Source organism: Arthrobacter sp. PvP023 (genome assembly GCF_017832975.1).
Lineage (GTDB): Bacteria > Actinomycetota > Actinomycetes > Actinomycetales > Micrococcaceae > Arthrobacter.
In genome coordinates, this window is record NZ_JAFIBI010000001.1 from 3,222,928 (window position 1) to 3,246,938 (window position 24,011).

25 protein-coding genes are annotated in these 24,011 nt (G+C 65.0%); 11 read left to right on the forward strand and 14 right to left on the reverse strand.

What is annotated here, in order from left to right; genetic code table 11:
* The first annotated feature begins 57 nt into the window (after nt 1-57).
* Complete coding sequence (locus JOE31_RS14800; protein WP_209745927.1) at nt 58-951, forward strand: TIGR01777 family oxidoreductase; 894 nt, start codon at nt 58-60, stop codon at nt 949-951.
* A 12-nt stretch (nt 952-963) separates the two neighbouring features.
* Here JOE31_RS14800 and JOE31_RS14805 read toward each other — a convergent pair whose 3' ends face one another.
* Nucleotides 964-2,649: a serine/threonine-protein kinase gene (locus tag JOE31_RS14805; RefSeq protein WP_209745929.1), complete on the reverse strand. Its 1,686-nt coding sequence runs from the start codon at nt 2,647-2,649 to the stop codon at nt 964-966.
* A 104-nt stretch (nt 2,650-2,753) separates the two neighbouring features.
* Here JOE31_RS14805 and lipB point away from each other — a divergent pair, with 104 nt between their 5' ends.
* From lipB to JOE31_RS14825, 4 genes are all read left to right on the forward strand, one after another.
* Nucleotides 2,754-3,431, forward strand: a complete 678-nt coding sequence (lipB, locus tag JOE31_RS14810; protein ID WP_280873163.1) for a lipoyl(octanoyl) transferase LipB — start codon at nt 2,754-2,756, stop codon at nt 3,429-3,431.
* Nucleotides 3,428-4,435 (forward strand): lipoyl synthase, encoded by a 1,008-nt coding sequence (lipA, locus tag JOE31_RS14815; protein ID WP_209745933.1) that lies wholly within the window; start codon nt 3,428-3,430, stop codon nt 4,433-4,435. The genes lipB and lipA overlap by 4 nt, the downstream gene beginning before the upstream one ends.
* 89 nt (nt 4,436-4,524) lie before the next feature.
* Entirely contained in the window at nt 4,525-5,289 is a 765-nt protein-coding gene (locus tag JOE31_RS14820; RefSeq protein WP_209745935.1) for a DUF4191 domain-containing protein, read from the forward strand.
* Nucleotides 5,290-5,397: 108 nt separating this feature from the next.
* The gene (locus JOE31_RS14825) at nt 5,398-5,760 is read left to right on the forward strand and encodes a DUF3817 domain-containing protein (RefSeq protein ID WP_307864429.1); all 363 of its coding nucleotides are present in this window, start codon (nt 5,398-5,400) and stop codon (nt 5,758-5,760) included.
* 81 nt (nt 5,761-5,841) lie between these two features.
* Here the strand turns inward: JOE31_RS14825 and JOE31_RS14830 are convergent, their stop codons facing one another.
* Nucleotides 5,842-6,279: an RDD family protein gene (locus JOE31_RS14830; RefSeq protein WP_209745939.1), complete on the reverse strand. Its 438-nt coding sequence runs from the start codon at nt 6,277-6,279 to the stop codon at nt 5,842-5,844.
* 313 nt (nt 6,280-6,592) lie between these two features.
* Here JOE31_RS14830 and glnA (JOE31_RS14835) point away from each other — a divergent pair, with 313 nt between their 5' ends.
* Nucleotides 6,593-8,017, forward strand: coding sequence for a type I glutamate--ammonia ligase (gene glnA, locus JOE31_RS14835; protein ID WP_209745941.1), 1,425 nt, complete (start codon nt 6,593-6,595; stop codon nt 8,015-8,017).
* A 114-nt stretch (nt 8,018-8,131) separates the two neighbouring features.
* Here the strand turns inward: glnA (JOE31_RS14835) and JOE31_RS14840 are convergent, their stop codons facing one another.
* From JOE31_RS14840 to glnA (JOE31_RS14870), 7 genes are all read right to left on the reverse strand, one after another.
* Nucleotides 8,132-8,332, reverse strand: coding sequence for an AsnC family protein (locus JOE31_RS14840; RefSeq protein ID WP_209745943.1), 201 nt, complete (start codon nt 8,330-8,332; stop codon nt 8,132-8,134).
* Nucleotides 8,333-8,413: 81 nt separating this feature from the next.
* A complete protein-coding gene (locus tag JOE31_RS14845) occupies nt 8,414-8,929 on the reverse strand; it encodes a GNAT family N-acetyltransferase (RefSeq protein ID WP_209745945.1) in 516 nt (171 codons plus the stop codon).
* Nucleotides 8,930-9,023: 94 nt separating this feature from the next.
* On the reverse strand, nt 9,024-9,440 hold the full coding sequence (locus JOE31_RS14850; RefSeq protein ID WP_209745947.1) for a VOC family protein: 417 nt from the start codon (nt 9,438-9,440) through the stop codon (nt 9,024-9,026).
* Between the two features lie 67 nt (nt 9,441-9,507).
* On the reverse strand, nt 9,508-10,257 hold the full coding sequence (locus JOE31_RS14855) for an amino acid ABC transporter ATP-binding protein (protein WP_209745949.1): 750 nt from the start codon (nt 10,255-10,257) through the stop codon (nt 9,508-9,510).
* On the reverse strand, nt 10,254-11,702 hold the full coding sequence (locus JOE31_RS14860; protein ID WP_374100884.1) for an amino acid ABC transporter substrate-binding protein/permease: 1,449 nt from the start codon (nt 11,700-11,702) through the stop codon (nt 10,254-10,256). Before JOE31_RS14860 ends, JOE31_RS14855 begins: the two co-directional genes overlap by 4 nt.
* A gap of 189 nt (nt 11,703-11,891) precedes the next feature.
* Nucleotides 11,892-14,903 carry a bifunctional [glutamine synthetase] adenylyltransferase/[glutamine synthetase]-adenylyl-L-tyrosine phosphorylase gene (locus JOE31_RS14865; protein ID WP_209745951.1) on the reverse strand — a complete coding sequence of 1,004 codons (3,012 nt, stop codon included), beginning with the start codon at nt 14,901-14,903 and terminating at the stop codon, nt 11,892-11,894.
* Nucleotides 14,904-14,912: 9 nt separating this feature from the next.
* Nucleotides 14,913-16,253 (reverse strand): type I glutamate--ammonia ligase, encoded by a 1,341-nt coding sequence (gene glnA / locus JOE31_RS14870; protein WP_011691452.1) that lies wholly within the window; start codon nt 16,251-16,253, stop codon nt 14,913-14,915.
* A 269-nt stretch (nt 16,254-16,522) separates the two neighbouring features.
* On the opposite strand from glnA (JOE31_RS14870), the gene panB reads away from it, so the two are divergent.
* Nucleotides 16,523-17,428, forward strand: a complete 906-nt coding sequence (gene panB, locus JOE31_RS14875; RefSeq protein ID WP_209745952.1) for a 3-methyl-2-oxobutanoate hydroxymethyltransferase — start codon at nt 16,523-16,525, stop codon at nt 17,426-17,428.
* Between the two features lie 33 nt (nt 17,429-17,461).
* Here panB and JOE31_RS14880 read toward each other — a convergent pair whose 3' ends face one another.
* Complete coding sequence (locus JOE31_RS14880; protein WP_144406352.1) at nt 17,462-17,626, reverse strand: SPOR domain-containing protein; 165 nt, start codon at nt 17,624-17,626, stop codon at nt 17,462-17,464.
* A gap of 125 nt (nt 17,627-17,751) precedes the next feature.
* Here JOE31_RS14880 and map point away from each other — a divergent pair, with 125 nt between their 5' ends.
* From map to JOE31_RS14895, 3 genes are all read left to right on the forward strand, one after another.
* On the forward strand, nt 17,752-18,630 hold the full coding sequence (gene map, locus JOE31_RS14885) for a type I methionyl aminopeptidase (protein WP_209745954.1): 879 nt from the start codon (nt 17,752-17,754) through the stop codon (nt 18,628-18,630).
* 73 nt (nt 18,631-18,703) lie between these two features.
* Nucleotides 18,704-19,507, forward strand: coding sequence for a polyphosphate--glucose phosphotransferase (ppgK, locus tag JOE31_RS14890; RefSeq protein ID WP_011691448.1), 804 nt, complete (start codon nt 18,704-18,706; stop codon nt 19,505-19,507).
* A 16-nt stretch (nt 19,508-19,523) separates the two neighbouring features.
* Nucleotides 19,524-20,282, forward strand: coding sequence for an SDR family oxidoreductase (locus JOE31_RS14895; RefSeq protein ID WP_209745957.1), 759 nt, complete (start codon nt 19,524-19,526; stop codon nt 20,280-20,282).
* Between the two features lie 69 nt (nt 20,283-20,351).
* On the opposite strand, the gene nrdR is transcribed toward JOE31_RS14895, so the two are convergent.
* From nrdR to JOE31_RS14910, 3 genes are all read right to left on the reverse strand, one after another.
* Nucleotides 20,352-20,849, reverse strand: coding sequence for a transcriptional regulator NrdR (nrdR, locus tag JOE31_RS14900; RefSeq protein ID WP_209745959.1), 498 nt, complete (start codon nt 20,847-20,849; stop codon nt 20,352-20,354).
* A 138-nt stretch (nt 20,850-20,987) separates the two neighbouring features.
* Nucleotides 20,988-22,364 carry a histidinol dehydrogenase gene (gene hisD, locus JOE31_RS14905; RefSeq protein WP_209745961.1) on the reverse strand — a complete coding sequence of 459 codons (1,377 nt, stop codon included), beginning with the start codon at nt 22,362-22,364 and terminating at the stop codon, nt 20,988-20,990.
* Between the two features lie 97 nt (nt 22,365-22,461).
* The gene (locus tag JOE31_RS14910) at nt 22,462-23,034 is read right to left on the reverse strand and encodes a hypothetical protein (RefSeq protein WP_209745963.1); all 573 of its coding nucleotides are present in this window, start codon (nt 23,032-23,034) and stop codon (nt 22,462-22,464) included.
* Nucleotides 23,035-23,214: 180 nt separating this feature from the next.
* Here JOE31_RS14910 and JOE31_RS14915 point away from each other — a divergent pair, with 180 nt between their 5' ends.
* Nucleotides 23,215-23,673 carry a flavin reductase family protein gene (locus JOE31_RS14915; protein WP_245199730.1) on the forward strand — a complete coding sequence of 153 codons (459 nt, stop codon included), beginning with the start codon at nt 23,215-23,217 and terminating at the stop codon, nt 23,671-23,673.
* 5 nt (nt 23,674-23,678) lie between these two features.
* Here the strand turns inward: JOE31_RS14915 and JOE31_RS14920 are convergent, their stop codons facing one another.
* Nucleotides 23,679-23,987, reverse strand: coding sequence for a hypothetical protein (locus JOE31_RS14920; RefSeq protein WP_209745967.1), 309 nt, complete (start codon nt 23,985-23,987; stop codon nt 23,679-23,681).
* Nucleotides 23,988-24,011 lie beyond the last annotated feature (24 nt).

The following is a 24,011-nucleotide window of genomic DNA, read 5'->3' on the forward strand; positions in this document are numbered from 1 at the left end:
AAGTACGTGGGCCGGACGGGAGGTTCCGCCACCGTGCCGGGCATGGTGAGATGGATCATGCGAATCATCATGGCCGGCGCCTCAGGCCTCATCGGAAGCGACATGTCCGCCCATCTGCGTTCGGGTGGCCATGACGTCATCCGGCTGGTGCGCCGGGCACCGGCAGACGCCAACGAATTGCGCTGGGATCCGGCGGCCGGACAGCTTGATCCCGCCCACCTTGAGGGCGCCGACGCCGTAATCAACCTGGCCGGAGCCGGGATCGGAGACCGTCCCTGGACCCGCGGCCGCATTGATGAGCTGTTCCGCTCACGGCTGGACCCCACACGCACCCTCGCAGCCGCAATGGCAAGAACAGAACAGCCGCCAAGGGTCTTCATCAGCCAGTCCGGCTCCAACTATTACGGCGACCGCGGCGCTGCCGTGCTGCGGGAGAACTCTCCTGCCGGATCCGGAATCATGGCCAGGATCTGCCAGGAATGGGAAGCCGCCGCTCATGGGGCTCCCGCAGGCGTCCGTGTCGTCACCCCGCGGACAGGGGTGGTCCTCAGCAGGTCAGGCGGCGCGTTGGGACGCCTGTTGCCGCTGCTTCGGCTCGGTCTTGGCGGACCACTGGGCAACGGCAGGCAATGCTGGCCGTGGATCACGCTGCCGGACGTGTCCTCCGCCTTCAGTTTCCTGCTGACCTCCCCCTTGTCAGGTCCGGTCAACCTCTGTGCCCCCGAAACAGCGGACGTCAATGCACTGGTTGCCCGGCTGGCCGACGCACTCCACCGGCCCGCCGTCTTCCGGGTGCCCGCGCCGGTGCTGCGGCTGGTCATGGGCAAGCTGGCCGACGAACTCCTGCTGGGGAGCCAGCGCATGGAGCCCGCTCTGTTGGCCGAGGCCGGATTCGAGTGGATGCATCCGTCACTCGCGCAGGCCGCGGCCTGGGCGACCGGCAAGGATTAGCCGCTTTGGCGATTACGCCGCTGGCAGGATCTCCTGGATTTTCCACCGCCCGCCGGAGTTAACCAGGACCAGGCGAAGCTTCTGCTCCGGACCGGCAGGTTCCACCGCCACGACGTTTCCCCCGGAGTCGGTCTCCCGGTATGCCGAGTTGGCCACGGTGATTGCCACCACCGCTCTTGCATCCGAGCCGCCGGGCTCTGCCTCGGCACGTGTCAGGGTGGTGTCGAAGCCCGTCAGGACATGACCGGCATCCCTGAGCCTCCCGCTGATCCCGGCATCGGCAGCGGCCGCCGGGGAGTTGGCCAGATTGACCTCGTTCAGCAGTTCGAATTGCCCTGAGCTCAACGCAGCCGACCGCAGCCCCGCCAGCCCCCGCGCGGCCTGTTCGGGCTGTTGCGATAGCGCCAACTGCCGGGCATCCGCCGGAGCCGGGCCGGCGGCGGCCTCCGGCAGAACATCCGGCGCCGCTGGTGCCTGAACTGATTCGGGTGGCGCTGCCTGCTGCGGGGCCTGTGGAGGACCGGCCAGGAACCATGCCGTGGCGATTCCCGAACACGCAAGCGCTGCAACCGCGGCACCGATCCACCGCCGGCTTCGCCCTGCGTGACGGCCCGGAGCGCGGCCCTTTGGCCCGGGGAGACTGCCTGAGCTGCCCAGGCGCCGGCGCCACGTGCGCAGCTTCGCCGCACGGCGGGCACTGCGTGACGGCGGAACGTTGCGGCGTGTCAGCAACCGGGGAAGCACGGTGGGGTGGACCGACCCGGAAAGGTCCACCGGGGCGGCGTCTGCGCTGCGGTAGACAGTGCCGGCGAACTCCAGGGCTGTCGGCCGCTCCCGACGGTCCTCCTTCAAGCCCGCCTCCAATGCCGCGGCGAGGGCCGGCGGTACCCCCGGAACCAGCAGTGATAGCGGCGGACGGCTGTGGCCGTGTTCGGGTGCCTTGCCGGTCAGGCAGTACCAGCCGATCGCCGCCGCCGAATAGACGTCCCGCTCGGGCTGCAGCCCCGCCCGCAGCGCATCGACGGGGGCGGGGTCCACGAAGCCTTCCGTGCCGGCCGGGACGCAATCCGCGGCGTCGCCCACCATGCGGGTAACGCCAAGGTCCGCCAGCAGGGGCTTGCCGTGGGCCGTGAACAGTATGTTGCCCGGCGCGACATCCGAGTGCATGAAACCCTTGCCGTGCAGGTACCCCAGCGCCTGCGCGAGGGGCGTCAGCACCGTGACGGTTTGGCCCACGCTCAGCGGGCCCCGGCAGCTGACCAGCCGGGCCAGGGATCCCCCGGCTGCATAGTCCATGACCAGCCCCAGGCCGCCGTCCGCTGCACCTCGGAGCCTGACAACTTCGTGCGCCTTCACCAGATGGTCGTGATCGAGTGCGGAGAGAATCCGCAGCTCACGGCGCACGGCCTGTTCGGTGTCCGGGTCCCCCCTGCCGGGCGCTCCGGTGCCGGGCGCGGACCGTGCAAGGTGTTCCGGCGGTTCGAAGCATTTCACCGCAAACTCGCGGAGAGTCAGCTGTTCCCGGACAAGCCACACGCTCGCGCTTGCGCCGCGGCCAAGTTCCCGTTCAACCTCGTAGCCGGGAACCTCAGGGGCCGCGCCGGCAGGTCCCCCGCCGGCGGCGTCCGCGGATCCCAGTGCCGGAACCGGTGCCGGACCGTGCTCGCCTGAACCGCCGTCGTCGTCGAATTTCTCCATACCCAAGGAATAGCGGAATCGGCGGAATTCCGCAGAAGTTATCCACAGGCCTCGAAGTGAGAGGTTAAGCACAGAACCCGGCTCCACGGCGGACGGGGTCTAAGCTGGATACCATGACTCTTGAGTTTTCCACGCTGGGTCTTGCTCCGGATTTCGTTGATTACATGAAGGGCTGGGACATCCAGCGCGAACTCCATGACAAAGTCGTCGCAGCTGAGGCACCCAGTACAGTCCTCCTCCTCGAGCATGCCGCCGTATACACTGCCGGCAAGCTCACAGAAGACCACGAACGACCCTTCGACGGGACTCCCGTCGTAGCGGTGGACCGCGGCGGCAAGCTGACCTGGCACGGGCCCGGCCAGCTGATCGCCTATCCGATCCTCAAGCTGAAGAACCGGTCCGGCATCCGTGACTACGTTGAACGGCTTGAAGCTGTCATGATCGCCGTCATGGCGGACTACGGCATCAATGCCGAGCGGATCAAGGGCCGTGCCGGCGTCTGGATCAAGGCCGACAGCAAGGGCCCGGACCGCAAGATAGCCGCGATCGGCATCCGGGTCCTGGACGGAGTCACAATGCATGGCATCGCCATCAACTGCAACAATGATCTGGCGCCCTATGCCCAGATCATTGCGTGCGGCATTACAGACGCCGGTGTCACCACAATGTCCGTTGAGGCCGGCAGGACCATTACGCCGGGCGACATTGCGGAGCGGGTAGTGGAAGAATTCCGTAAGCACGAAGAAGCACTCGTCTCAAGCCCCGAAGGAGCTCTACTGTGACACTGGCACCAGAAGGCCGGAAGATGCTGCGTATTGAGCAGCGCAATGCGGCTACTCCGGTGGAGCGTAAGCCGGAGTGGATCAAAGCCAAGGTCCAGATGGGCCCGGAGTTCGTCCAGCTCAAGAACCTGGTGAAGAAGGAAGGCCTGCACACCGTCTGTGAAGAAGCAGGCTGCCCGAACATCTTCGAGTGCTGGGAAGACAAGGAAGCCACCTTCCTGATCGGCGGCTCCGAGTGCACCCGGCGCTGTGATTTCTGCCAGATCGATACCGGCAAGCCCTCCCCGGTGGACATGTTCGAACCCACCAAGGTGGCCCGCTCGGTCCAGGCCATGCAGCTGCGCTACGCCACCGTGACCGGCGTGGCCCGGGACGACCTCGCCGACGAGGGCGTCTGGCTCTACGCCGAAACAGTCCGGAAGATCCACGAACTGAACCCGGGCACCGGCGTCGAACTCCTGATCCCGGACTTCTCCGGCAAACCCGAACACATCGCAGCGATCTGCGACTCCAAGCCCGAGGTCTTCGCGCACAACGTCGAAACCGTGCCGCGGATCTTCAAGCGCATCCGCCCCGCCTTCCGGTACGAGCGGTCCCTGGACGTCATTACGCAGGGCCGGAACCTGGGCATGGTCACCAAGTCCAACCTGATCCTGGGCATGGGCGAGACCCGCGAGGAAATCTCCGAAGCCCTCCGGGACCTGCACGACGCCGGGTGCGACCTGATCACCATCACCCAGTACCTGCGTCCGAGCGAGCGGCACCTGCCGGTGGACCGCTGGGTCAAGCCGCAGGAATTCGTCGACCTCGCCACCGAGGCCGAGGAAATCGGCTTCCTCGGCGTCATGTCCGGGCCCCTGGTCCGTTCCTCCTACCGTGCCGGCCGCCTGTGGGCCACCGCGATGCGCAAGAAGGGCTGGGAAATCCCGGCCGAACTCGCGCACATCGAGTCCTCCGGCAGCACCCGCCAGGAAGCCAGCTCCCTCATCGCAGCACACCACTAGGAGCTTTCGTAACATTTATGCCTGAGGGCCGGCACCGGAGTACTTCGGCGTCCGGCCCTCAGGCATAAATCACGTAGAATTAAGGCACTATGGCGAATTCCCCTGATTCCAGCAAACCGACTCCGGCAGCCTCCGACGCTCCGAAGCGTGGCCTCTTCTCTCGCAAGCCGAAGGAAGCCAAGGTCAAGAAGCCCAGCAGGCTGAAGCAGATCAACGAAGTCTTCCAGATGACGCGCCGCCACGACCCCATGGTGGTCTGGATGATGCTGCTCGCCTTCCTCGGAGTCGTAGCCGTCAGCTTCCTGGTGGGCTTCCTCCTCGAAAACTGGATCACGGGCCTGATCATCGGCATCCCGCTTGGGCTGCTTGCCGCCACCCTCATCCTCTCGCGCCGCGCTGAACGGGCCGCTTTTGCCCAGATCGAAAACCAGCCGGGCGCTTCCGGCGCCGCACTGGGCACGCTGAAGCGCGGATGGATCACCGAGGACCAGCCGGTTGCGGTCAACCCTCGCACCCAGGACGCCGTCTTCCGTGCCATCGGCCGCCCTGGCGTCGTGCTGGTCAGTGAAGGGCCCACCCACCGGGTCCGCCCCCTCGTCGACGCCGAACGCAAGCGGCTGGCACGCATCCTGCCCAACGTCACCGTCCACGTGATCGAGAGCGGCCGCGGCGAGGGCCAGGTGCCCATCAGCCAGGTCGCCAAGAAGATGAACAAGCTGGACAAGGAACTGACCAAACTCGAGGTCAACGCGGTTTCGAAGCGCATTTCCTCGCTGGGAAACCGCCTCCCCATCCCCAAGGGAATCGACCCCTACAAAGCCCGGCCGGACCGCAAAGCAGCCCGCGGCCGTTAGCAGCACAGGCAACGCCCCGGAAACCGGCCATCTGGCTGGCAACCGGGGCGTTTGCTTTGGGCCATGTGCCGGCCACGCCAAAATGTCGTCAAAAGAAACCGGAGCACCGTGAAACTCCCCTCGAAATCCACCGTCATCCGGGTCTTCCGGGCCCTCGCCGTAGCAGAAGCCTTCAGCTGGGCGGCACTCCTCACCGGAATGTACTTCAAGTGGGTGGCCCGGACCACGGAGCTTGGCGTGGAAATTGCCGGACCGATACACGGCGCCCTCTTCGTCGCCTACGGCGTAGCGGCGCTGGCCCTGTGGCGGCTGCAACGGTGGCCCTTTCCCGTTGCCTTCTTCGCCGGGGTCTCTGCGGTGTTTCCCTTTGCCACGCTCCTGTTCGAGCGCTGGGCAGGCAAGCGGGGCTACCTGACGGCACCGGGCACCGACCGGCGCGCAGCCAGGGAACACGAAACCGCCGGCCTCTGAGCCAATCCCGGCGTCCGAGCCAAGCCCGCCGGGGCGTCCATCGCCCGGGCGGCGGGTCCGCCCGCGCTGACGCCGGGCCTGCTACATGCGCACCAGGATGGTATTCATCGCTTTATCGTGCAGGCCGCGGTGATCCGGATCGAAAATGACCGCCGGGATCACCAGGCACAGCAGCAAGGTGCGGACCAGCGCGGCCAACGGCCCAGCCGGAGCACCACACAGGCGCACCACATGAATGCCCAGTAACCGGTGGCCGATGCTGTAGCCAAGAGTGCCGATCAGTAGGATCTGTTCCGCCGCAAAAACCGCCAGCGTTGCCCACGGGTCCCCGCCGAACGCGTAATTGCTGATCACGAGCGCCAGTCCCCAGTCAATGCAGATGGCCAGGATCCTACGACCGGCACGTGCGATGGAACCCCGGCCCGCCTCGGGCAGGCCAAGGCGCTCCCCAGGATATTTCGAAATGCCGGAGGTGTCCGGCCCGCTCAACCAGGAGCCTATGTCTCTGCGATCAACCACAGATCAAGCCTATCGGGTGCACGGCGCCCGCGGTTCATCGGATCTCTCACCGGAACTCCCGTGAACGTTCGGGAGAAGTTCACTCTATGGATGCGGATGGACCACAGTGTGGACACCGTATAGCGTTTACATATCAGGCGGTTCTGTAACCTGCCGGAAACATAGCGGACATGGCCGGGAAATCCCGTGTCCCTAGGGTGGTAACAGTTGCTAGCGAGCTAGGAGCGGGGACACTTTTGTGTTTTCGCGCCGTCGGATTGCGCTGGACCACATGGCTTTCCAGCCAGTTATTACTTATGCGTAAGGAGCATAGATGTTTAAGACTGCGGACGAGGTCCTCAAGTTCATCAAGGACGAAGATATTAAGTTTGTCGATATCCGCTTCACCGACCTTCCTGGCGTGCAGCAGCACTTCAACGTGCCGGCTAAGAGCGTTGATGCAGACTTCTTCATCAATGGCCAGCTCTTCGACGGTTCGTCCATCCGCGGCTTCCAGGGCATCGCCGAGTCCGACATGCAGCTCATCCCGGACGTCACCACGGCGTTCCTGGACACGTTCCGCATGGAGAAGACGCTCGCTTTGAACTTCTCCATCGTGAACCCCCGCACCGGTGACCCTTACCACCGCGACCCCCGCGGCGTGGCAGAGAAGGCTGAGGCCTACCTCGCGTCCACCGGCATCGCCGACACCGCGTTCTTCGCGCCTGAAGCCGAGTTCTTCGTCTTCGACAACGTCCAGTACCAGTCCTCGCCGCAGGGCAGCTTCTACAAGATCGACTCCGAAGAAGCGCACTGGAACACCGGCCGCGAAGAAGAAGGCGGAAACCTGGGCTACAAGACCCCCGTCAAGGGCGGTTACTTCCCGGTCTCCCCCACCGACAAGCAGGCTGACCTGCGCGACGCCATGTGTGTTGCGCTGGACGAAGCCGGCCTTGAGGTCGAGCGCAGCCACCACGAAGTCGGCTCCGCCGGCCAGGCTGAGATCAACTACAAGTTCACCACGCTGACCCACGCGGCGGATGACCTGCAGAAGTTCAAGTACGTCATCAAGAACACCGCCGACGCCTGGGGCAAGTCGGTCACCTTCATGCCGAAGCCCGTCTTCGGTGACAACGGCTCGGGCATGCACTGCCACCAGTCGCTGTGGAACGGTGGCGAGCCTCTGTTCTACGACGAAAAGGGCTACGCCGGTCTCTCCGACATGGCACGCTGGTACATCGGCGGCCTGCTGAAGCACTCCTCCGCCGTCCTCGCCTTCACCAACCCGACGGTCAACTCGTACCGCCGCCTGGTCAAGGGCTTCGAAGCCCCGGTCAACATGGTTTACTCGCAGGGCAACCGCTCCGCCGGTATCCGCATCCCGATCACGGGCTCCAACCCGAAGGCCAAGCGCATCGAGTTCCGCGCTCCGGACCCCTCGTCCAACCCGTACCTGGCGTTCGCTGCCCAGCTGATGGCCGGCATTGACGGTATCCGCAACCGCATCGAACCGCCGGCTCCCATCGACAAGGACCTCTACGAGCTCCCCGCCGAAGAAGCCAAGGACATCCCCAAGGCTCCGGGCACCCTCGAGGAAGCCCTGGAAGCCCTGGCCGAGGACAACGAGTTCCTCCAGGCCGGCGGCGTGTTCACCCAGGACCTGATCGACACCTGGATCGAATACAAGTACGAGAACGAGATCCGTCCGCTCTCCCTGCGCCCGAACCCGTACGAGTTTGAGCTCTACTACGGCGTCTAGTCGACACCGGCTTTCCGCCAGCGGATAGCACGACGACGGCCCCCACCTTTTGGTGGGGGCCGTCTTCCTTTTAACACGCCGGCCGCTAAGGCGTTGCCGGCTTCGAACACCGGTTCAGCGCTTGCCGTACTTCTTATGGACAGCCTGCTTGGTGACGCCGAGGCACACGGCGATAGCCTCCCAGGAAAGCCCTGCCTGACGGGCGCGGAGCACAGCTTCCGTTTCGGTGCGCGCCAGCTCCTTGTGGAGCTCCGCGACGGTGTACAACGCCTCCGCCGGACCCTTGCCATCCATTGAACCGATTAGCGTCTTCATGGCCCACCTCCTTCGTCAACCTTAGTTGACGAAGAGTCGGGCGTCAATCAAAGTTGACAAGAGGGGGAAGCCGGCGGCGACTCAGAAGGCCCGGTACATGGTCCGCTGCGGCCCGGCGTTGCCGCCAAGGTACTGCCCGCGGTCCTCGAAACCGGCTTTGCGGTAAGCCGCCTGGCCGGCGGGATTGCGTTCGTTCACGGAAAGGACGACGCCGGCCTCTCCCCCGCCCAGCCGGGCTGTCAGTTTAGCGGCCTCCCGGACCGCTGCAGAGGCGGCAAGGGTGCCCAGTCCCTGGCCTTGGCGGCGGCGGTCGATGAGGAATCCGCGCAGCAGCCACACTGACTCGTCATCGGCCCAGCCGGCGAGCGATGCCGCGCCGCGCTGCAGCGTCAGCACACCAACTGCCGTACCGCCGGAGTCCACCACATAGGGAACGCGCGAATCCTCTTCCAGTGCCACGAGCATCATGCGCAGCGGATCGCCAGCGAAGTCCTGCTGCTCGGCGGCGAGCTCCAGTTCCGCGATTTCGCCGAGCTTGATTGCCCTTGCGTCGTCGTCGAGGTTTTTCAGGGCGATGAGCCACACGTCTTCAGGCATGCAAGAAGCGTACCCAACCCGCCCGCGGTAACCGCCCCGGTCCCGGCCAGACGCGCCGCCAGCCGGAAGCGACGGTCGGGTCAGGAGTCAGGGGTTAGGCCACCGGGTCCTGGGGTGCCCCGGCGGGGTCCATCCAGAAGACCTCCCAGAGGTGGCCGTCCGGGTCCTGGAAGCTGTGCGTGTACATAAAGCCGTAGTCCTGGGCTTCTTCGGACGGGGTGCCGCCCGCAGTGAGCGCTGACCTGACCAGCTCGTCCACGGCCTCCCGGCTCTCTACGGAGAAGGACACAATGGCCTCCGTGGCGCTACGGGCGTCGGCAACGGGCTTAGAGGTGAATGTCTTGAAGTAGCCCTCCACCAGCAGCATCACGAAGGCGTTGTCGTTGATGATCATGGACGTGGCGTTCTCGTCCGTGAAGTCAGGGTTGAAGGAAAAACCCAGCGCGGTGAAGAATTCCACGCTTTTGTTGAGGTCCTTGACGGGGAGGTTCAGGAACAATTGCTTGGCCATGGGCTCCAAAATAGCACCGTGGTCCAGGCATGTCAGCCCCGGAACCCTCCCCGCCGGGCCTCCCGAATTACAGCACCTTGGAAAGGAAATCCCGGGTGCGCTGCTGCTGAGGGTTCCCGAAGAGCTCCTCCGGGCGTCCCTGCTCGCAGATGACCCCGTCAGCCATGAACAGCACGCGGTCGGCCACTTCCCGGGCAAAGCCCATCTCGTGGGTGACCAGCACCATCGTCATGCCCTCGCGGGCGAGGTCCTTGATGACCTGCAGGACCTCGCCCACCATCTCCGGATCCAGTGCGGACGTTGCCTCGTCGAAGAGCATGATGTCAGGATTCATGGCCAGCGCCCGGGCGATCGCGACGCGCTGCTTCTGTCCGCCGGAAAGCGACGCCGGCCGGGCGTCGGCCTTCTCGGCGAGGCCGACGCGGTCCAGGAGCTTCAGTGCGTTGGCCCTGGCCTCGTCCTTGCCCTGCTTCCTGGACTCCACCGGTGCCAGCATGATGTTCTCGATCACGGACATGTGCGGGAACAGGTTGAAGTGCTGGAAGACCATGCCGATGTGCCGGCGGACCTCGTTGATATCCACCTTGGGGTCCGTCACGTCGAATCCGTCCACGGTGACGTGGCCGCCGGTGATGTCCTCCAGCTTGTTCAGGCAGCGCAGGAACGTGGACTTCCCCGAGCCGGACGGTCCGATCACGCAGACCACCTCGCCTTCGGCGACCTCGGCGTTGATGCCTTTGAGCACCTGGTTGGAACCGAAGGACTTCGTCAGTTCCCTGACGGAGATCTTGCTGGGTGCAGTAAGTGCCGTGCTCATTTGTTGAACCTCTTATCCGCGACGTTGGCCAGTTTGGTCAGCAGCATGATGACCACGAAGTACAGGACCGCGACAATCAGCAGGGTTTCGGTGATCCGGAAGTTCCCTGCGTAGATCTGCTGGCCCTGGTAGAGCAGTTCGGCGAAACCGATGGCGAGCAGCAGCGAGCTGTCCTTGAGCATGATGATCAGCTGGTTGATCAGGGAGGGCGTCATGATCTTGAACGCCTGCGGGACCACTACTTTTTGCATGGACTTGGCGTATCCGAGGCCCAGGCTGCGGCTGGCTTCGAGCTGGCCCGAGTCCACCGACTGGATGGAGCCGCGGACGATTTCGGTGATGTAGGCGCCGGCGTTGAGGCTGAGCGTAAGCACGCCGGCCACCCAGATGTCAATGGGCTGGCCGGTCAGCTGGGGAATGCCGAAATAGAAGAAGAAGGCCCAGACCAGCAGCGGGGTACCTCGGAAGATGCTGACGAAGGTGGTGGCGATCCCGCGCAGCACCACGCTGGTGGAGATCTTCAGGAACCCCATGAAGAGGCCGATCAGCATGGCCAGGGCGAAGGAAATCGCGGTGACCAGGACGGTGTTGCCGAGGCCCTTCATCAGTGCCGGGAAGCTGTTGACCAGCAGGTCCCAGAAGCTGGACTCGGCCGCCTGTGTGGGGTCCTTGAGGTACTTGTCCAGGATCTCCTGGTACTTCCCGCTGGACTTCAGCTCCGCCAGCCCGGTGTTGAACGCTTGCAGCAGTTCGGGGTTCTGGCCCTTATTCACGGCAAAACCGTAGGAGCCGCCCTTTTCCTTCTCGGACACGGCCTTGAGGCCGTTGTTCTGGCTGATGCCGTAGGCCAGGACCGGATAGTCATCGAAAACGGCGACGGCGTTCCCGGACTTTACGAGCTCGTACATGGTGGCGGACTGGTCCAGGGCTTTGACCGTAAAGCCGTACTGGCCGGCGATCGACTTGGCGAACGTTTCGCCCTCGCTGCCGGTCTTGGCGGTGACCGTCTTGCCTTTGAGGTCTTCGTATCCCTTGACGTCCGTGTTGGACTTGGCAACGGCCATCTGCACGCCCGACTCGAAGTAGGGGTCGGAGAAGTCGTAGATCTGCTTGCGGGGCTCCGTGATGGACATCCCGGCGATGACGCCGTCCACCTGGTTGGAGGACAGCGCCTGCAGCGCCGCGTTGAAGCCGAGTGACTTGATCTCGACGGCGAAACCCTGGTTCTTGGCGATCTCGCGGATGATGTCCATGTCGATGCCGGTCAGTTCACCGCCGGCGTCGCGGAATTCGAACGGAGCGAACGTGGTGTCCGTACCGATGACGAAGGTTTTTCCGGAAAGGCTCGACGGCGCGGCGGCCGGGTGGGCTGAATCGGCGGCCATCGCTGTGGCTGCCGGTGCGTCCGCCGGCGCCGCGGCGGCGCCGGCGGCACCGAAGAGCATCGCGGCCAGGGCCAGCAAGGCTCCGATGACTGTGGCCGTCCGAGGCCTGGCGGCCTTGGTCTGCTGGAGTCCGGGCAAGTTGATACAACTCCTAGGTAAATGCGGCAACCGGTCCCGAAGACCGGCAAAGTACCCCTCGAGGCTACCCGCATTTCTCCGTCAGACCGGAGAAGCCTGCCTCACTGACGTTTACTGGCCATAAAACACACGGTCAAAAACCGCACGGGCCTGCCTGCTGATCCGCAGGTAGTCCTCTTCGAGCGCCGCAGCGTTGCCTGGCTGGTAGCCGCACCAGCGGGCAACGGCTTCCAGGTCCCTGCGGGAGGAGGGCAGCAGGTCGGAGGCGCGCCCGGTCCAAATCACGTTTGCCGACCTGATGCGGCTGGCCAGCCGCCAGGCTTTGAGCAGCAGTTCGGCCTCGTCCGGTTCCAGGAATCCCAGGGAGGCCGCCGCTTCCAGCGCCGGCACAGTGGAGGTGGTCCGCAGTTCGGGGTGCTGGCCCGCATGTTGCAGCTGCAGCAGTTGCACGAGCCACTCGACGTCGCTCAGGCCTCCTCGGCCCAGCTTGAGGTGCCGGGCGGGATCCGCGCCCCGGGGCAGCCGTTCTGCTTCGACCCTGGCTTTGACACGGCGGATTTCCCGCACGTCCTTCTCCGAGAGTTCCGCCGGATAGCGGATGGGGTCGATCAGCTGTACGAAGTCCGCGGCAAGGTCGTCGTCACCTGCGATGGGCAGTGCACGCAGCAGTGCCTGGGCTTCCCAGACCAGCGACCACCGGCGGTAGTACTCCGCATACGAGTCCAGGGAACGGACCATGGCGCCGCTCTTGCCTTCGGGGCGCAGGTCGGCATCCACCATCAGCACCCGCTCGGCCAGGATGGCGGGCTTGAGCGGCTGGGTCAGCAGATTCGAAATATGGCCCACGATCTGAGCGGCCTGCTTCTGCGCCTCTTCCTCGGAGACCCCCGGCAGGCCGCGGTGGACGTACATGACATCCGCGTCCGAGCCATACCCGATTTCACGGCCGCCCTGCCGCCCCATGGCCACCACCAGGACGCGTGTCTTGAGGGGACCCGACGCGGCCACGATTCCCTCGGCCACCCGCAGGGCTCCCAGCACCGCTGCGCGGTCCGTGTCCGCCAGGGCGGCGCCCACCTGGTCCTGGTCCAGCAGGCCGGCGCTGTCCGCAATGGCGACCCTGAGGATCTCCCTGCGCCGGATCAGCCGGATAAGCCGCATGGCGCTTTCCGGATCCTCATGCCGCGACATTTTCGACGTGATTTCCAGCCACTGGGCTTCAAATTCCAGCGGGGCCAGGTCCTTGTCGGTCCCCAGCCAGGCGACCGATTCCGGGGAGACCTCCAGGAGGTCGGCCATCAGCCTGGAGTTGGAGAGCACATGGCACAGCCGCTCGGCGGCGGCCGTCGAGTCCCGCAGCATCCCCAGATACCAGTGCGTTGTTCCCAGCGCCTCGCTGACGCGGCGGAAACCCAGCAGCCCGGCGTCGGGATCCACACCGTCGGCGAGCCACCCGAGCAGGATGGGCAGGAGCTGGCGCTGCAGCGCCGCGCGCCGGCTGACGCCGGCGGTGAGGGCCTCAATATGCCGCATGGCGCCCCGCGGGTCCAGGTAACCGAGGGCGGCCAGGCGGCCCTGGGCGGCCTCCGGTGTCAGCCGGGCTTCTTCGCTGCTCAGCTTGGCGGCGGTATTCAGCAGCGGGCGGTAAAAAATGCGCTCGTGCAGTTCCCGGACGGAGCGCTTGGTCTTCTGCCAGGCGGCCAGCAAGGCATCGGGGTGCGGGCGTTCACGGGCGAACGGGCCGAGCACGGCCTTCGCGAGGGCGCGGAGGGCATCTTCCCGCACCGGCATCAGGTGGGTGCGGCGCAGCTGGAAGAGCTGGATCCGGTGCTCCAGGAGCCGCAGATAACGGTAGGCGTGGTCGAATTCGGCGGCGTCCGTCCGTCCGATGTAGCCGCCGGCGGAGAGGGCGGCGATGGCCGAGGTGGTGTCCCGGTGACGAAGGGATTCGTCGGCCTTGCCGTGCACCAGCTGCAGCAATTGAACCGTGAATTCGACGTCGCGCAGGCCGCCACGGCCCAGTTTGATCTGGCGCTGCTCCTCATCCGCCGGGATGTTGTCCGTGACCCGCCGGCGCATGGCCTGCACGGATTCCACAAAGCCTTCCCTGTTTGCCGAACCCCAGATCAGCGGGAGCACCGCAGCCTCGTACCGTGCGCCCAGATCCGAGTCCCCGGCAATGGTCCGCGCCTTAAGGAGCGCCTGGAACTCCCAGCTCTCGGCCCACCGAGCGTAATAGCTCTGATGGGACGCCAGGGTCCGCACCAGTGGCCCGGACTTGCCCTCGGGCCGCAGGTTGGCATCCACCTCCCAGAGGCCGGGCTCCCGGCCAATGGACATGATGGCCCTCGAGATCCCGGTGGCGAGGGCGGTGCCAATGGTGTTGGCGCGGGCGTCGTCGAGTCCGTCAGCCTCGATCACGTAGATGACGTCGACGTCGGAAATGTAGTTGAGTTCGCGGGCACCGCATTTCCCCATGCCGATGACGGCAAGCCCGACGTCGGCAACCTCCGCCGCGTCGAACTGCTCGCTTGCTTCGGCCCGGGACACTGCCAGGGCCGCTTCGATGGCCGCACCGGCGAGGTCCGCAAGCTCGGCCCCTGCGGCGGGCATAAAGTCCAGCGGATCGGCGGCACACAGATCCTTGACCGCCAGGTCCACCACGCCCCTGCGGTAGGCCGTGCGCAGCGCCACATAAGCCTCGGGACCGGACAAGCCGGCCACCGGGCGGCGCGCTTTCGGGTCGGCCTGCACGGACCGCAGAAGCCGCGACCTCAGCTCCCCGGCATCTGCCGCGACCGGCTCCGGGCTCGCGACCACGTCGAAGGCGTCAAGGTGCTCCGGATGGCGGATGAGAAATTCACCCAGGGCCTCGGAGGCGCCCAGGACCCGGTAGAGCGGCTCGCTCGTGTCGATGTCCGCGGCAGCAAGCTTCCGAAGGTCGGGATGCTTTTCGATCAGCCGCACCAGCGACTGCAGCGCCGTGTCGGGGTTGGCGGCAAGGTGGAAGCCCGCGAACAGTGCCTCCTGGTCGATCCCCTCCAGTTCCCGGGCAGCCAGGAACCGCTCCCCCTTTTCCAGGTCACTGAAACCGGCGGAGATCAGGCGACGGGCAAGGCTCACCGCTGCCCCCTACAGGATGCCGAGATTACGCTGCAGCTCGTAGGGCGTCACCTGGAGACGGTAGTCCTGCCATTCGGCGCGCTTGTTGCGCAGGAAGTACTCGAAGACCTGCTCGCCAAGGATCTGCGGCATGAGTTCCGAATCCTCCATGGCCCTGATCGCGTCATGCAGGCTGGCAGGCAGCGGATCGTGTCCCATGGCCCGGCGCTCGGCCGAGCTCAGCGACCAGATATCGTCCTCGGCGGCTGCAGGAATCTCGTAGCCCTCTTCGATGCCCTTGAGACCAGCACCCAGCAGCACCGCGTAGGCGAGGTAGGGGTTGGCGGCGGAATCGATGCCGCGGTATTCAATGCGTGCGGACTGGCCCTTGCCCGGCTTGTACAGCGGGACGCGCACCAGCGCGGAACGGTTGTTGTGGCCCCAGCTCAGGTAACTCGGCGCTTCGCCGCCGCCCCACAGCCGCTTGTACGAGTTCACGAACTGGTTGGTCACCGCCGTGAATTCGGGGGCGTGCTTGAGGATGCCCGCGATGAACTGTTTGGCGGTCTTTGACAGCTGGAATTCCGCACCGGCTTCGTAAAAGGCGTTAGTGTCGCCTTCGAACAGCGAGAAGTGCGTGTGCATGCCCGAACCCGGGTGGGCCGTGAACGGTTTCGGCATGAAGGTGGCGTAGGTGCCCTGCTGGAGGGCGACTTCCTTGATGACGGTGCGGAAGGTCATGATGTTGTCCGCAGTCTGCAGGGCATCCGCGTAACGCAGATCGATCTCGTTCTGGCCCGGACCGGCTTCGTGGTGGCTGAACTCGACGGAGATCCCTACGGATTCGAGCATGGTGACGGCGGTGCGGCGGAAATCCTGTGCGACGCCGCCGGGCACGTGGTCGAAGTAGCCGCCCTCGTCGACGGGGACGGGCGAACCATCCGGGCCAGGCTCCTGCGATTTCAGCAGGTAGAACTCAATCTCGGGGTGGGTGTAGCAGGTGAAGCCCATGTCGGCCGCTTTGGCGAGGGTGCGCTTCAGGACGTTACGGGGGTCCGCCGCGGAGGGTTCGCCGTCGGGGGTCAAAATGTCGCAGTACATGCGCGACGTCTGTTCGGTCTCCCCGCGCCACGGCAGGATCTGGAACGTGGAGGGGTCCGGCTGCGCCAGCATGTCCGATTCGAACACTCGGGCCAAGCCCTCGATCGCAGAACCGTCGAAGCCCAGGCCTTCTTCGAAGGCACCCTCGACTTCGGCGGGGGCAAGCGCAACAGACTTGAGTGAACCCACGACATCCGTGAACCACAGACGCACGAACCGTACATCTCGCTCTTCGATCGTCCGCAGGACAAACTCTTGCTGGCGGTCCATTATGGCCTCTTCTCCGGATCAACATTTTGATGCCCCGGGTCCGTATTCCATAGAGCCGGCGGCAGCTCACGATTCACTTTACTAAGCATTCCCGCCGAATGTTGGAGCCGGACCTCCGCGTAACACAGCGTTAACACGCACAGCGGCACTCCGCACCGGGCTCAGGGGACGGGACCGGCCTTCGGGGGAGCTCGCTTTGTGACGCGATTCACCGGAACGTGCGGACCGTCCGGTAGCTAGGACGCACAGTACCGCATTACGCTCTAGCCATGGCCACAAGCAACAGTTCCGATTCCAGCATGTCCACTGAAGTACCTGCTCCCTACGGCAACGGTCCCGCGAATGCGGCCGCAACGCCGTCGGACACCGCCAAAAAGCCCGTGGCACGAATCCGGACCCACCACCTGCAGCAGGCCAAAGACAAAGGTGAGCACTTTGCCATGCTGACGGCGTACGAACAGTACACGGCTGAGATCTTCGACGAAGCGGGCATCGAGGTGCTTCTCGTGGGCGACTCCGCGTCCAACAACGTCTTCGGTAACGAAACCAGCCTTCCGGTCACCGTGGACGAGCTCCTTCCGCTGTGCCGCGCCGTGGCCCGGTCGGCCAAACGGGCGCTTGTGGTCGCGGACCTTCCGTTCGGAAGCTACGAGGTGTCAGCCGAGCAGGCCGTGGCCACCGGAGTCCGCTTCCTGAAGGAAGGACTCGCCCATGCCGTGAAGATTGAAGGCGGCAAGTTCTACGCTGACACCGTCCGGGCCATGGTCCAGGCCGGCATTCCGGTGATGGCGCACATCGGCTTCACCCCGCAGAGCGAGCACTCCCTGGGCGGTTACCGGGTCCAGGGCCGGGGCGATGACGCGCAGCGGCTGATAGACGACGCGGTCGCACTCGCCGACGCGGGCGCCTTCAGCGTCCTGATGGAAATGGTTCCGGCCGCCACTGCTGCGGCTGTTGATGCCGCCATTGCCGTTCCCACCGTGGGCATCGGCGCAGGTAACACCACCACCGGCCAGGTTCTTGTGTGGCAGGACATGGCGGGCCTTCGCGGCGGCAAGATGGCCAAATTCGTCAAACAATACGCTGACCTGCGCACGTCACTGAGCAATGCGGCCAAGGCCTACGGTGACGACGTCCGGACGGGCCAGTTCCCCGGCCCCGAGCATTCGTTCTAGCCGCAAGCCGGCCCGGGCCACCCGGTCCCCGGCTTAGTCCTCGTCGCCCTTTTCCCATGACTCGTTGCGTGCCTTGACCTTCTCCAGCGCATGCTCGGCTTCGGCGCGCGTCTTGTAAGGCCCGATCAGCTGCGTCCAGTCGGACATGGCGTCCTCTTCCACCTCATGGGTCTTGACGTTGTACCAGTACTCGGTCATCGCTGCTCCTCGCATCGTGCAGGCTTCACGCCCGCTGAAAGTGATCCACGTAACGTAGGGCGTCATCGGCTTCCGATCCGGCTGTCCGTTACATGGGCTTCTGTGCCTGCTTATATGATCAATCTATGCCTTCTCTTGCCTCGACTGCACCCACCGGCACCCTGGTCCCCGGAACCGTCAGCCCGCAGCTGCCTGTCCCGGCGTCAATTCCCCGCCCCGAGTATGTGGGCAAGCCCGGTCCGGAGAAGTTCACCGGCTCGGAGGTGAAATCCGCCGAGACCATCGAGAAGATCAGGATCGCCAGCAGGATCGCCGCCCAGGCAATCGTTGAGGTCGGCAAGCACATCGAACCCGGCGTAACAACGGACCAGCTGGACAGGATCGGCCACGAATTCCTGCTGGATCACAATGCGTACCCGTCGACCCTGGGTTACCGGGGCTTCCCGAAATCCCTGTGCTCGTCGCTGAACGAAGTGATCTGCCACGGCATACCGGACAGCACGGTCGTCCAGGACGGCGACATCCTGAACATCGACATCACCGCCTTCATCGGAGGTGTCCACGGCGATACAAATTTCACATTTCTGGTGGGTGACGTCGATGAAGAGTCCAGGCTCCTCGTGCAGCGCACCAAGGAATCCCTGAACCGTGCCATCAAGGCCGTGGCCCCCGGACGTGAAATCAACGTGATCGGCCGCGCCATCCAGTCCTATGCCAAGCGTTTCGGCTATGGCGTTGTCCGGGATTTCACCGGCCACGGTGTCGGCGAGGCTTTCCACACCGGCTTGATCATTCCGCATTATGATGCCGCTCCCGCCTACAACACGGTCATGGAAACGGGCATGGTGTTCACCATTGAACCGATGTTGACCCTCGGTACGGTTGAGTGGGACATGTGGGCGGATGACTGGACCGTGGTGACGCGTGACCGCAAGCGCACTGCCCAATTCGAGCACACCCTGCTCGTCACTGAGTCCGGCGCAGAAATCCTTACGCTGCCCTGATTACCCCTCCCGGCACGTGCCGGAACCTTTGCCCACAACCCTTTGCCCGCCCACAGCCACGAACGGAATCACATTGGCCAAGAAGGACGACAAGTCAACCAAGAACGCCCCGCTGATCGGAATCGACATCGGCGGAACCGGAATCAAGGGCGGCATCGTCGACCTCAAAAAGGGCAAACTCGTGGGCGACCGCTTCCGCGTTCCGACGCCGCAGCCCGCGACGCCGGAGTCGGTTGCCGAAACGGTCGCAGCGGTGGTCGCCGAGCTCGACGCGCGCCCGGACGCGCCGTCCCCCGACTCGCCGATCGGTGTGACCTTCCCCGGCATCATCCAGCACGGTGTGGTTCATTCCGCAGCCAACGTCGACAAGTCCTGGCTCAACACGGATATTGACACGCTGCTGACCAAGCGACTGGGCCGCCCCGTGGAGGTCATCAACGACGCCGACGCCGCGGGCCTCGCCGAAGCGCGCTACGGAGCCGGAGCGGGTGTCTCCGGGACAGTCCTCGTGATCACGCTCGGGACGGGCATCGGCTCAGCCTTCATCTTCAACGGCAAGCTGGTCCCGAACGCCGAACTCGGACACCTCGAGATCGACGGCTTTGACGCCGAGAGCAAGGCTTCCGCCGTTGCCCGTGAACGCGACGGCCTGAGCTGGACCGAGTACAGTGTCCTGCTCCAGCGATACTTCTCCCATGTTGAATTCCTGTTCTCCCCCGAACTGTTCATCGTCGGCGGCGGCATCTCCAAGCGGGCCGACGAGTACCTGCCGCACATGAAGCTGCGCACGAAGATCGTCCCGGCCGAGCTCAAGAACGACGCCGGCATTGTGGGCGCCGCCATCGAAGTCGCCCTCACGCACAAACTGGCCAAGTAGGCGGGCTGCCGGTTCCATGACTGCCATCGCCGGGGACGTTGCCCTGGTCACCGGCGCCAGCCGTGGAATCGGCGCCGCCATCGCCCTCCGCGCGGCACGGGCCGGTTACGCCGTGCTGGTCAACTACTCCGCGGATGCCGCCGGAGCTGCGTCCGTGGTGCAGGAAATACGGGACAACGGCGGCACAGCGATGGCGCATCAGGCAGACGTCAGCGATCCGGAAGCCGTGGGATCAATGTTCGACCAGGCGGCTGCATTGGGCGCTGTCACGGCCGTCATCAACAATGCCGGGATTACGGGCAACCTGATCGGCAACCTCTCGGACGTTCCTCCGGCAACCGTCCGACGTGTCATGGACGTCAACGTGTCCGGGCTGATCTATGTCTGCCAGGAAGCAGTGCGGAGGCTCAGCACCGGCACCGGCGGACCCGGCGGATCCATCGTCAACATTTCTTCCACCGCGACGAAGGCCGGATCACCGGGCACCTGGGCACATTACGCAGCGTCGAAGGGAGCTGTTGACGTCCTCACTGTAGGCCTTGCCTCGGAAGTCGCTGCGCAGGGAATCCGCGTCAACTGCGTCGCCCCCGGGAGCACCAACACTGGCCTGCACGCAGCAGCGGGGATGCCGGACCGGGTGGAACGCCTGAATCCGACCATCCCCATGGGCCGGGGCGCAGAACCTGACGAGGTCGCGGCTGCGGTGGTGTGGCTGCTGTCCCGCGACGCCGGCTACATCACCGGAGCTGTACTCCCCGTGGCCGGAGGCCGCTGACCGCCGTCGGTACCGGGGGTTTGGTGCCGGTGGTGGCGTCGGCTTCCCCTCCGCTGCCACCACCGGAGTCTAGAGTGGGCTCTTCTCGGAGTTCTTGCCCTTGGCCGCCTTGGCTTCGACTTCCGCCTCATGGCGAAGGATGGAAATGGCGGTTTCAAAGTCTTCCAGGGATTCGAATGCCTGATACACGCTCGCGAACCGAAGATAAGCGACTTCGTCCAGTTTCTGGAGCGGGCTGAGGATAGCCAGGCCCACCTCGTGGGCGTCGATTTCCGCAGCGCCGGAGGCGCGGATAGTTTCCTCGACTTCCTGCGCCAGCATCGCAAGGTCGTCTTCGGTCACGGGCCGGCCCTGGCAGGCTTTCCGTACGCCGTTGATCACCTTGCTCCGGCTAAAAGGCTCGCCGACACCGGAACGCTTGATCACTGTGAGGCTGGTGGTCTCCACGGTGGTGAAGCGGCGGCCGCATTCAGGACACTGCCGGCGGCGGCGGATGGCGGAACCGTCGTCTGCCATCCGGCTGTCCACGACGCGGGAATCAGGGTTACGGCAAAACGGGCAATACACGTTGTTTCCTTCCCCTGGCCGACGCTGAACGGGCCGAACCTCAATTCACAGGACCTGGTCCCGGGAATGCATTCGCCCGGTCCCAGTTTACGACTACATGTAGCTGAATAACAAGCCTGTAATTACTACATGTAGTGGTTAATCCGTTCCGGCAAACCGCGCCGTCACGGCCTCTCCGTGGGCTGGCAGGTCCTCGGCGCCGGCGAGGCTGACAATGTGCCCGCTGACCTTCTCGAGGGCCGGCTTGCTGTAGTTGACCACCTGGATGGCACGAAGGAACGTGGTGACATTAAGGCCGGACGAGAAGGCTGCCGTGCCGCTCGTCGGCAGCACGTGGTTGGATCCTGCACAATAGTCCCCCAGGCTGACGGGGCTGTAGTCCCCCACGAAGATCGCTCCAGCGTTGCGGATACGGGCAGCCACGGCCGGGGCATCCGCCGTCATGATTTCAAGGTGCTCAGCGGCGTAGGCGTCACAGGCAGCGATTCCCTGCTCGAGGTCGTCCACGAGCACCACGCCGGACTGCGGTCCGGACAAGGCTTCCCGTACACGTTCAGAATGCTTGGTCAAGGCCGCCTGCGCGGCGAGCTCGGCGCGGACGGCCCCGGCAAGATCCTCTGAGTCGGTGATAAGGACCGAAGCCGCCTTTGGATCGTGTTCGGCCTGGCTGATGAGGTCGGCCGCCACCAGCGAGGGGCGGGCGCTGCTGTCTGCAAGGATGGCGATTTCCGTGGTGCCGGCCTCGGAATCGATGCCGACAACGCCCTTGACCAGCCGTTTGGCTGTGGCGACAAAGATGTTGCCGGGCCCGGTCACCACGTCCACCGGGTCAAGGGCTGCCTCCGCGTCGTCGGCGGGAACTCCGTACGCAAAGGCCGCAATGGCCTGCGCGCCCCCGATGGCGTATACCTCGTCGATGCCCAGCAGAGCCGCCGCAGCCAGGATGGTGGGGTGCGGGAGTCCCTCGAAGTCTTTCTGAGGCGGAGAAGCCAGTGCGATGGAGGCAACGCCGGCCGCCAGCGCCGGGACGACGTTCATGATGACCGACGACGGGTAGACTGCCAGTCCGCCGGGCACATACAGCCCCACGCGGCCAACCGGCACCCAGTTCTGGCTAACGACGGCGCCCTCGCCCAGCTCGACGTCTACATTTGCCGGCCGCTGGCTGTCAGCGAACTTGCGCGCGCGGCTGATCGATTCTTCCAGGGCGGCCCGCACTGCCGGGTCCAGGTCCTCCAGCGCTGCGCGCAACGCTGCGCCCGACACCCGCGGGTGTGCCTGCTCGACGCCGTCGAACGTTTTGGCGAACTCACTCAGGGCGGCGAAGCCTCGGGAACGCACCGCGGTAATGATGTCGGTGACCTTCTGTTCGGCGTCCGCCATGGTCTGGTGCCGGGCACGTGGGACAGCCGCCCGGAGTCCGGCGAGGGAGAGCCGCTGACCGCGCAGGTCAATGGTGCGGTAGTTGATGGCCGGGGCGGTGGTCTGTACGGGGCTGTCCGGAGAAATGGTCACCCGCCCATTTTACGTGCCGTCGGAGGAGCTTCGTTTCCTGTTAAGTCGGGCCCGGTTAAGTTGGGTCCGGGAAGGACTGCTGCCCGGGACCGTGAGCCTACGTATCATGCTCCGGGGGCTTGCCCATGAGGCTGAGCAGGTTTGCCACGAAGACCGCTATGGCCACCGCCGCGGGCCAGATGGCCAGCACGGCCACGGCACGGAGCGAGAACGCGATGCTGGCGTTCCGGGCAGTGTCTTCGGCCGGGCCCCACCATTGCCCCGCCAGCACCCCCGCTTGCCAGGCGATAACTGCGCCGAGCGCCCCGCCCATGACGGCGAGGAGGACCGCCCCGGGCGCCGGGGCTCCGGTGCGTTTTCCGTTCAGAAGGAATCCGGTCACGCACCCTGCCAAGAGGAACAGGCCTGCCAGCACGAGGTCACGGGGAAGCCAGCCTTCGGCATTCGTACCGGTGGCCAGGGAAGGATCGCCGGACAAAAGGTTTAGCCCGCCGGGCGCCAGCAGCCACCACACGAGGCCGACCGGTATCCCGGCAGCGGCGATGGCGGCCGGCACACGCCACGAAGGCCGGTCACCACGGTAAAGTTCACCATAGGCGGGAAGGTTGCCGGCATCCCCGGAATGCTTCGGATTCTGCGGAACCGGGCCGATGCCTGATGGCTGTGTCATGAAACAAACATTAACAAACGTTCACCGCCGTTAAACAAATGACGCGGCAGGTAACCAACTCACCCACAGCTTCGGGCGCCCCATACGCTGGCAAGCAGGACCCAACCACGATATTTTTCAGCAGGGAGTTAGATCACAGTGACCTCAGACAACGCAGCCTTCGAAGGCACGTTCAAGGAGATGTTCCGCCGGCATGCGGCCGGCGTGGCAATTATCACGGTGAACTACAACGGCACCCCGTACGGATTCACGGCCACTTCCGTTGCGTCCTTGTCCGCCCGGCCCCCGCGCTTCACCTTCAACATGGCCCGCAGCTCCAGTTCATGGCCGGCCATCGCCAACACGACTCACATCGGTGTCCACATGCTCGGACTCGAAAACCAGGAACTGGCGGACCGGTTCGCCCGGACCAAGAACAGGTTCGAGGGCGACCACTGGGAGCTCGGACCGCACGAAGTGCCCATCCTCAAGGACGTGGCCGGTTGGCTGATCGGCAAGATCCAGATGCGCCTCTCCTTCGAGAACAATGCGGTTGTTGTGGTGGAAGTCGTGGAAGGACAGGTGGGCGAGGACGGCACGCCGCTGCTCTACCATTCGGGGGCCTACAGCCAGCCCGTGCCTCTCGACTACGAAATCTAGGGTTCCTACCAGGGCAGAGGCGCGGACGATCCGAGTTCGAAGAACCGCGGACTGGCGACGCGCCGTTCGGTGAGCTCCTGCAGGAGCTCACCGGCCGCCGTCGCCGGCTCCTTCGAGGCGCCGGCCCGGCCCATCCCTGTTGTCAGCGCGCCGGGATGCACGGACCACACGTCCATTTCCGCGCCAAACTCCTCATGCAGGCTCAGGGTCAGCATGTTGAGCGCAGCTTTGCTGAGGCGGTAGCCATAACTCGTCCCGAAACCGGCAAATGCGCCGTCCGCCTGCAGTGCCGCTGAACCCAGCCTGGATGACACGTTCACCACGAGTGGCCGGCGGCC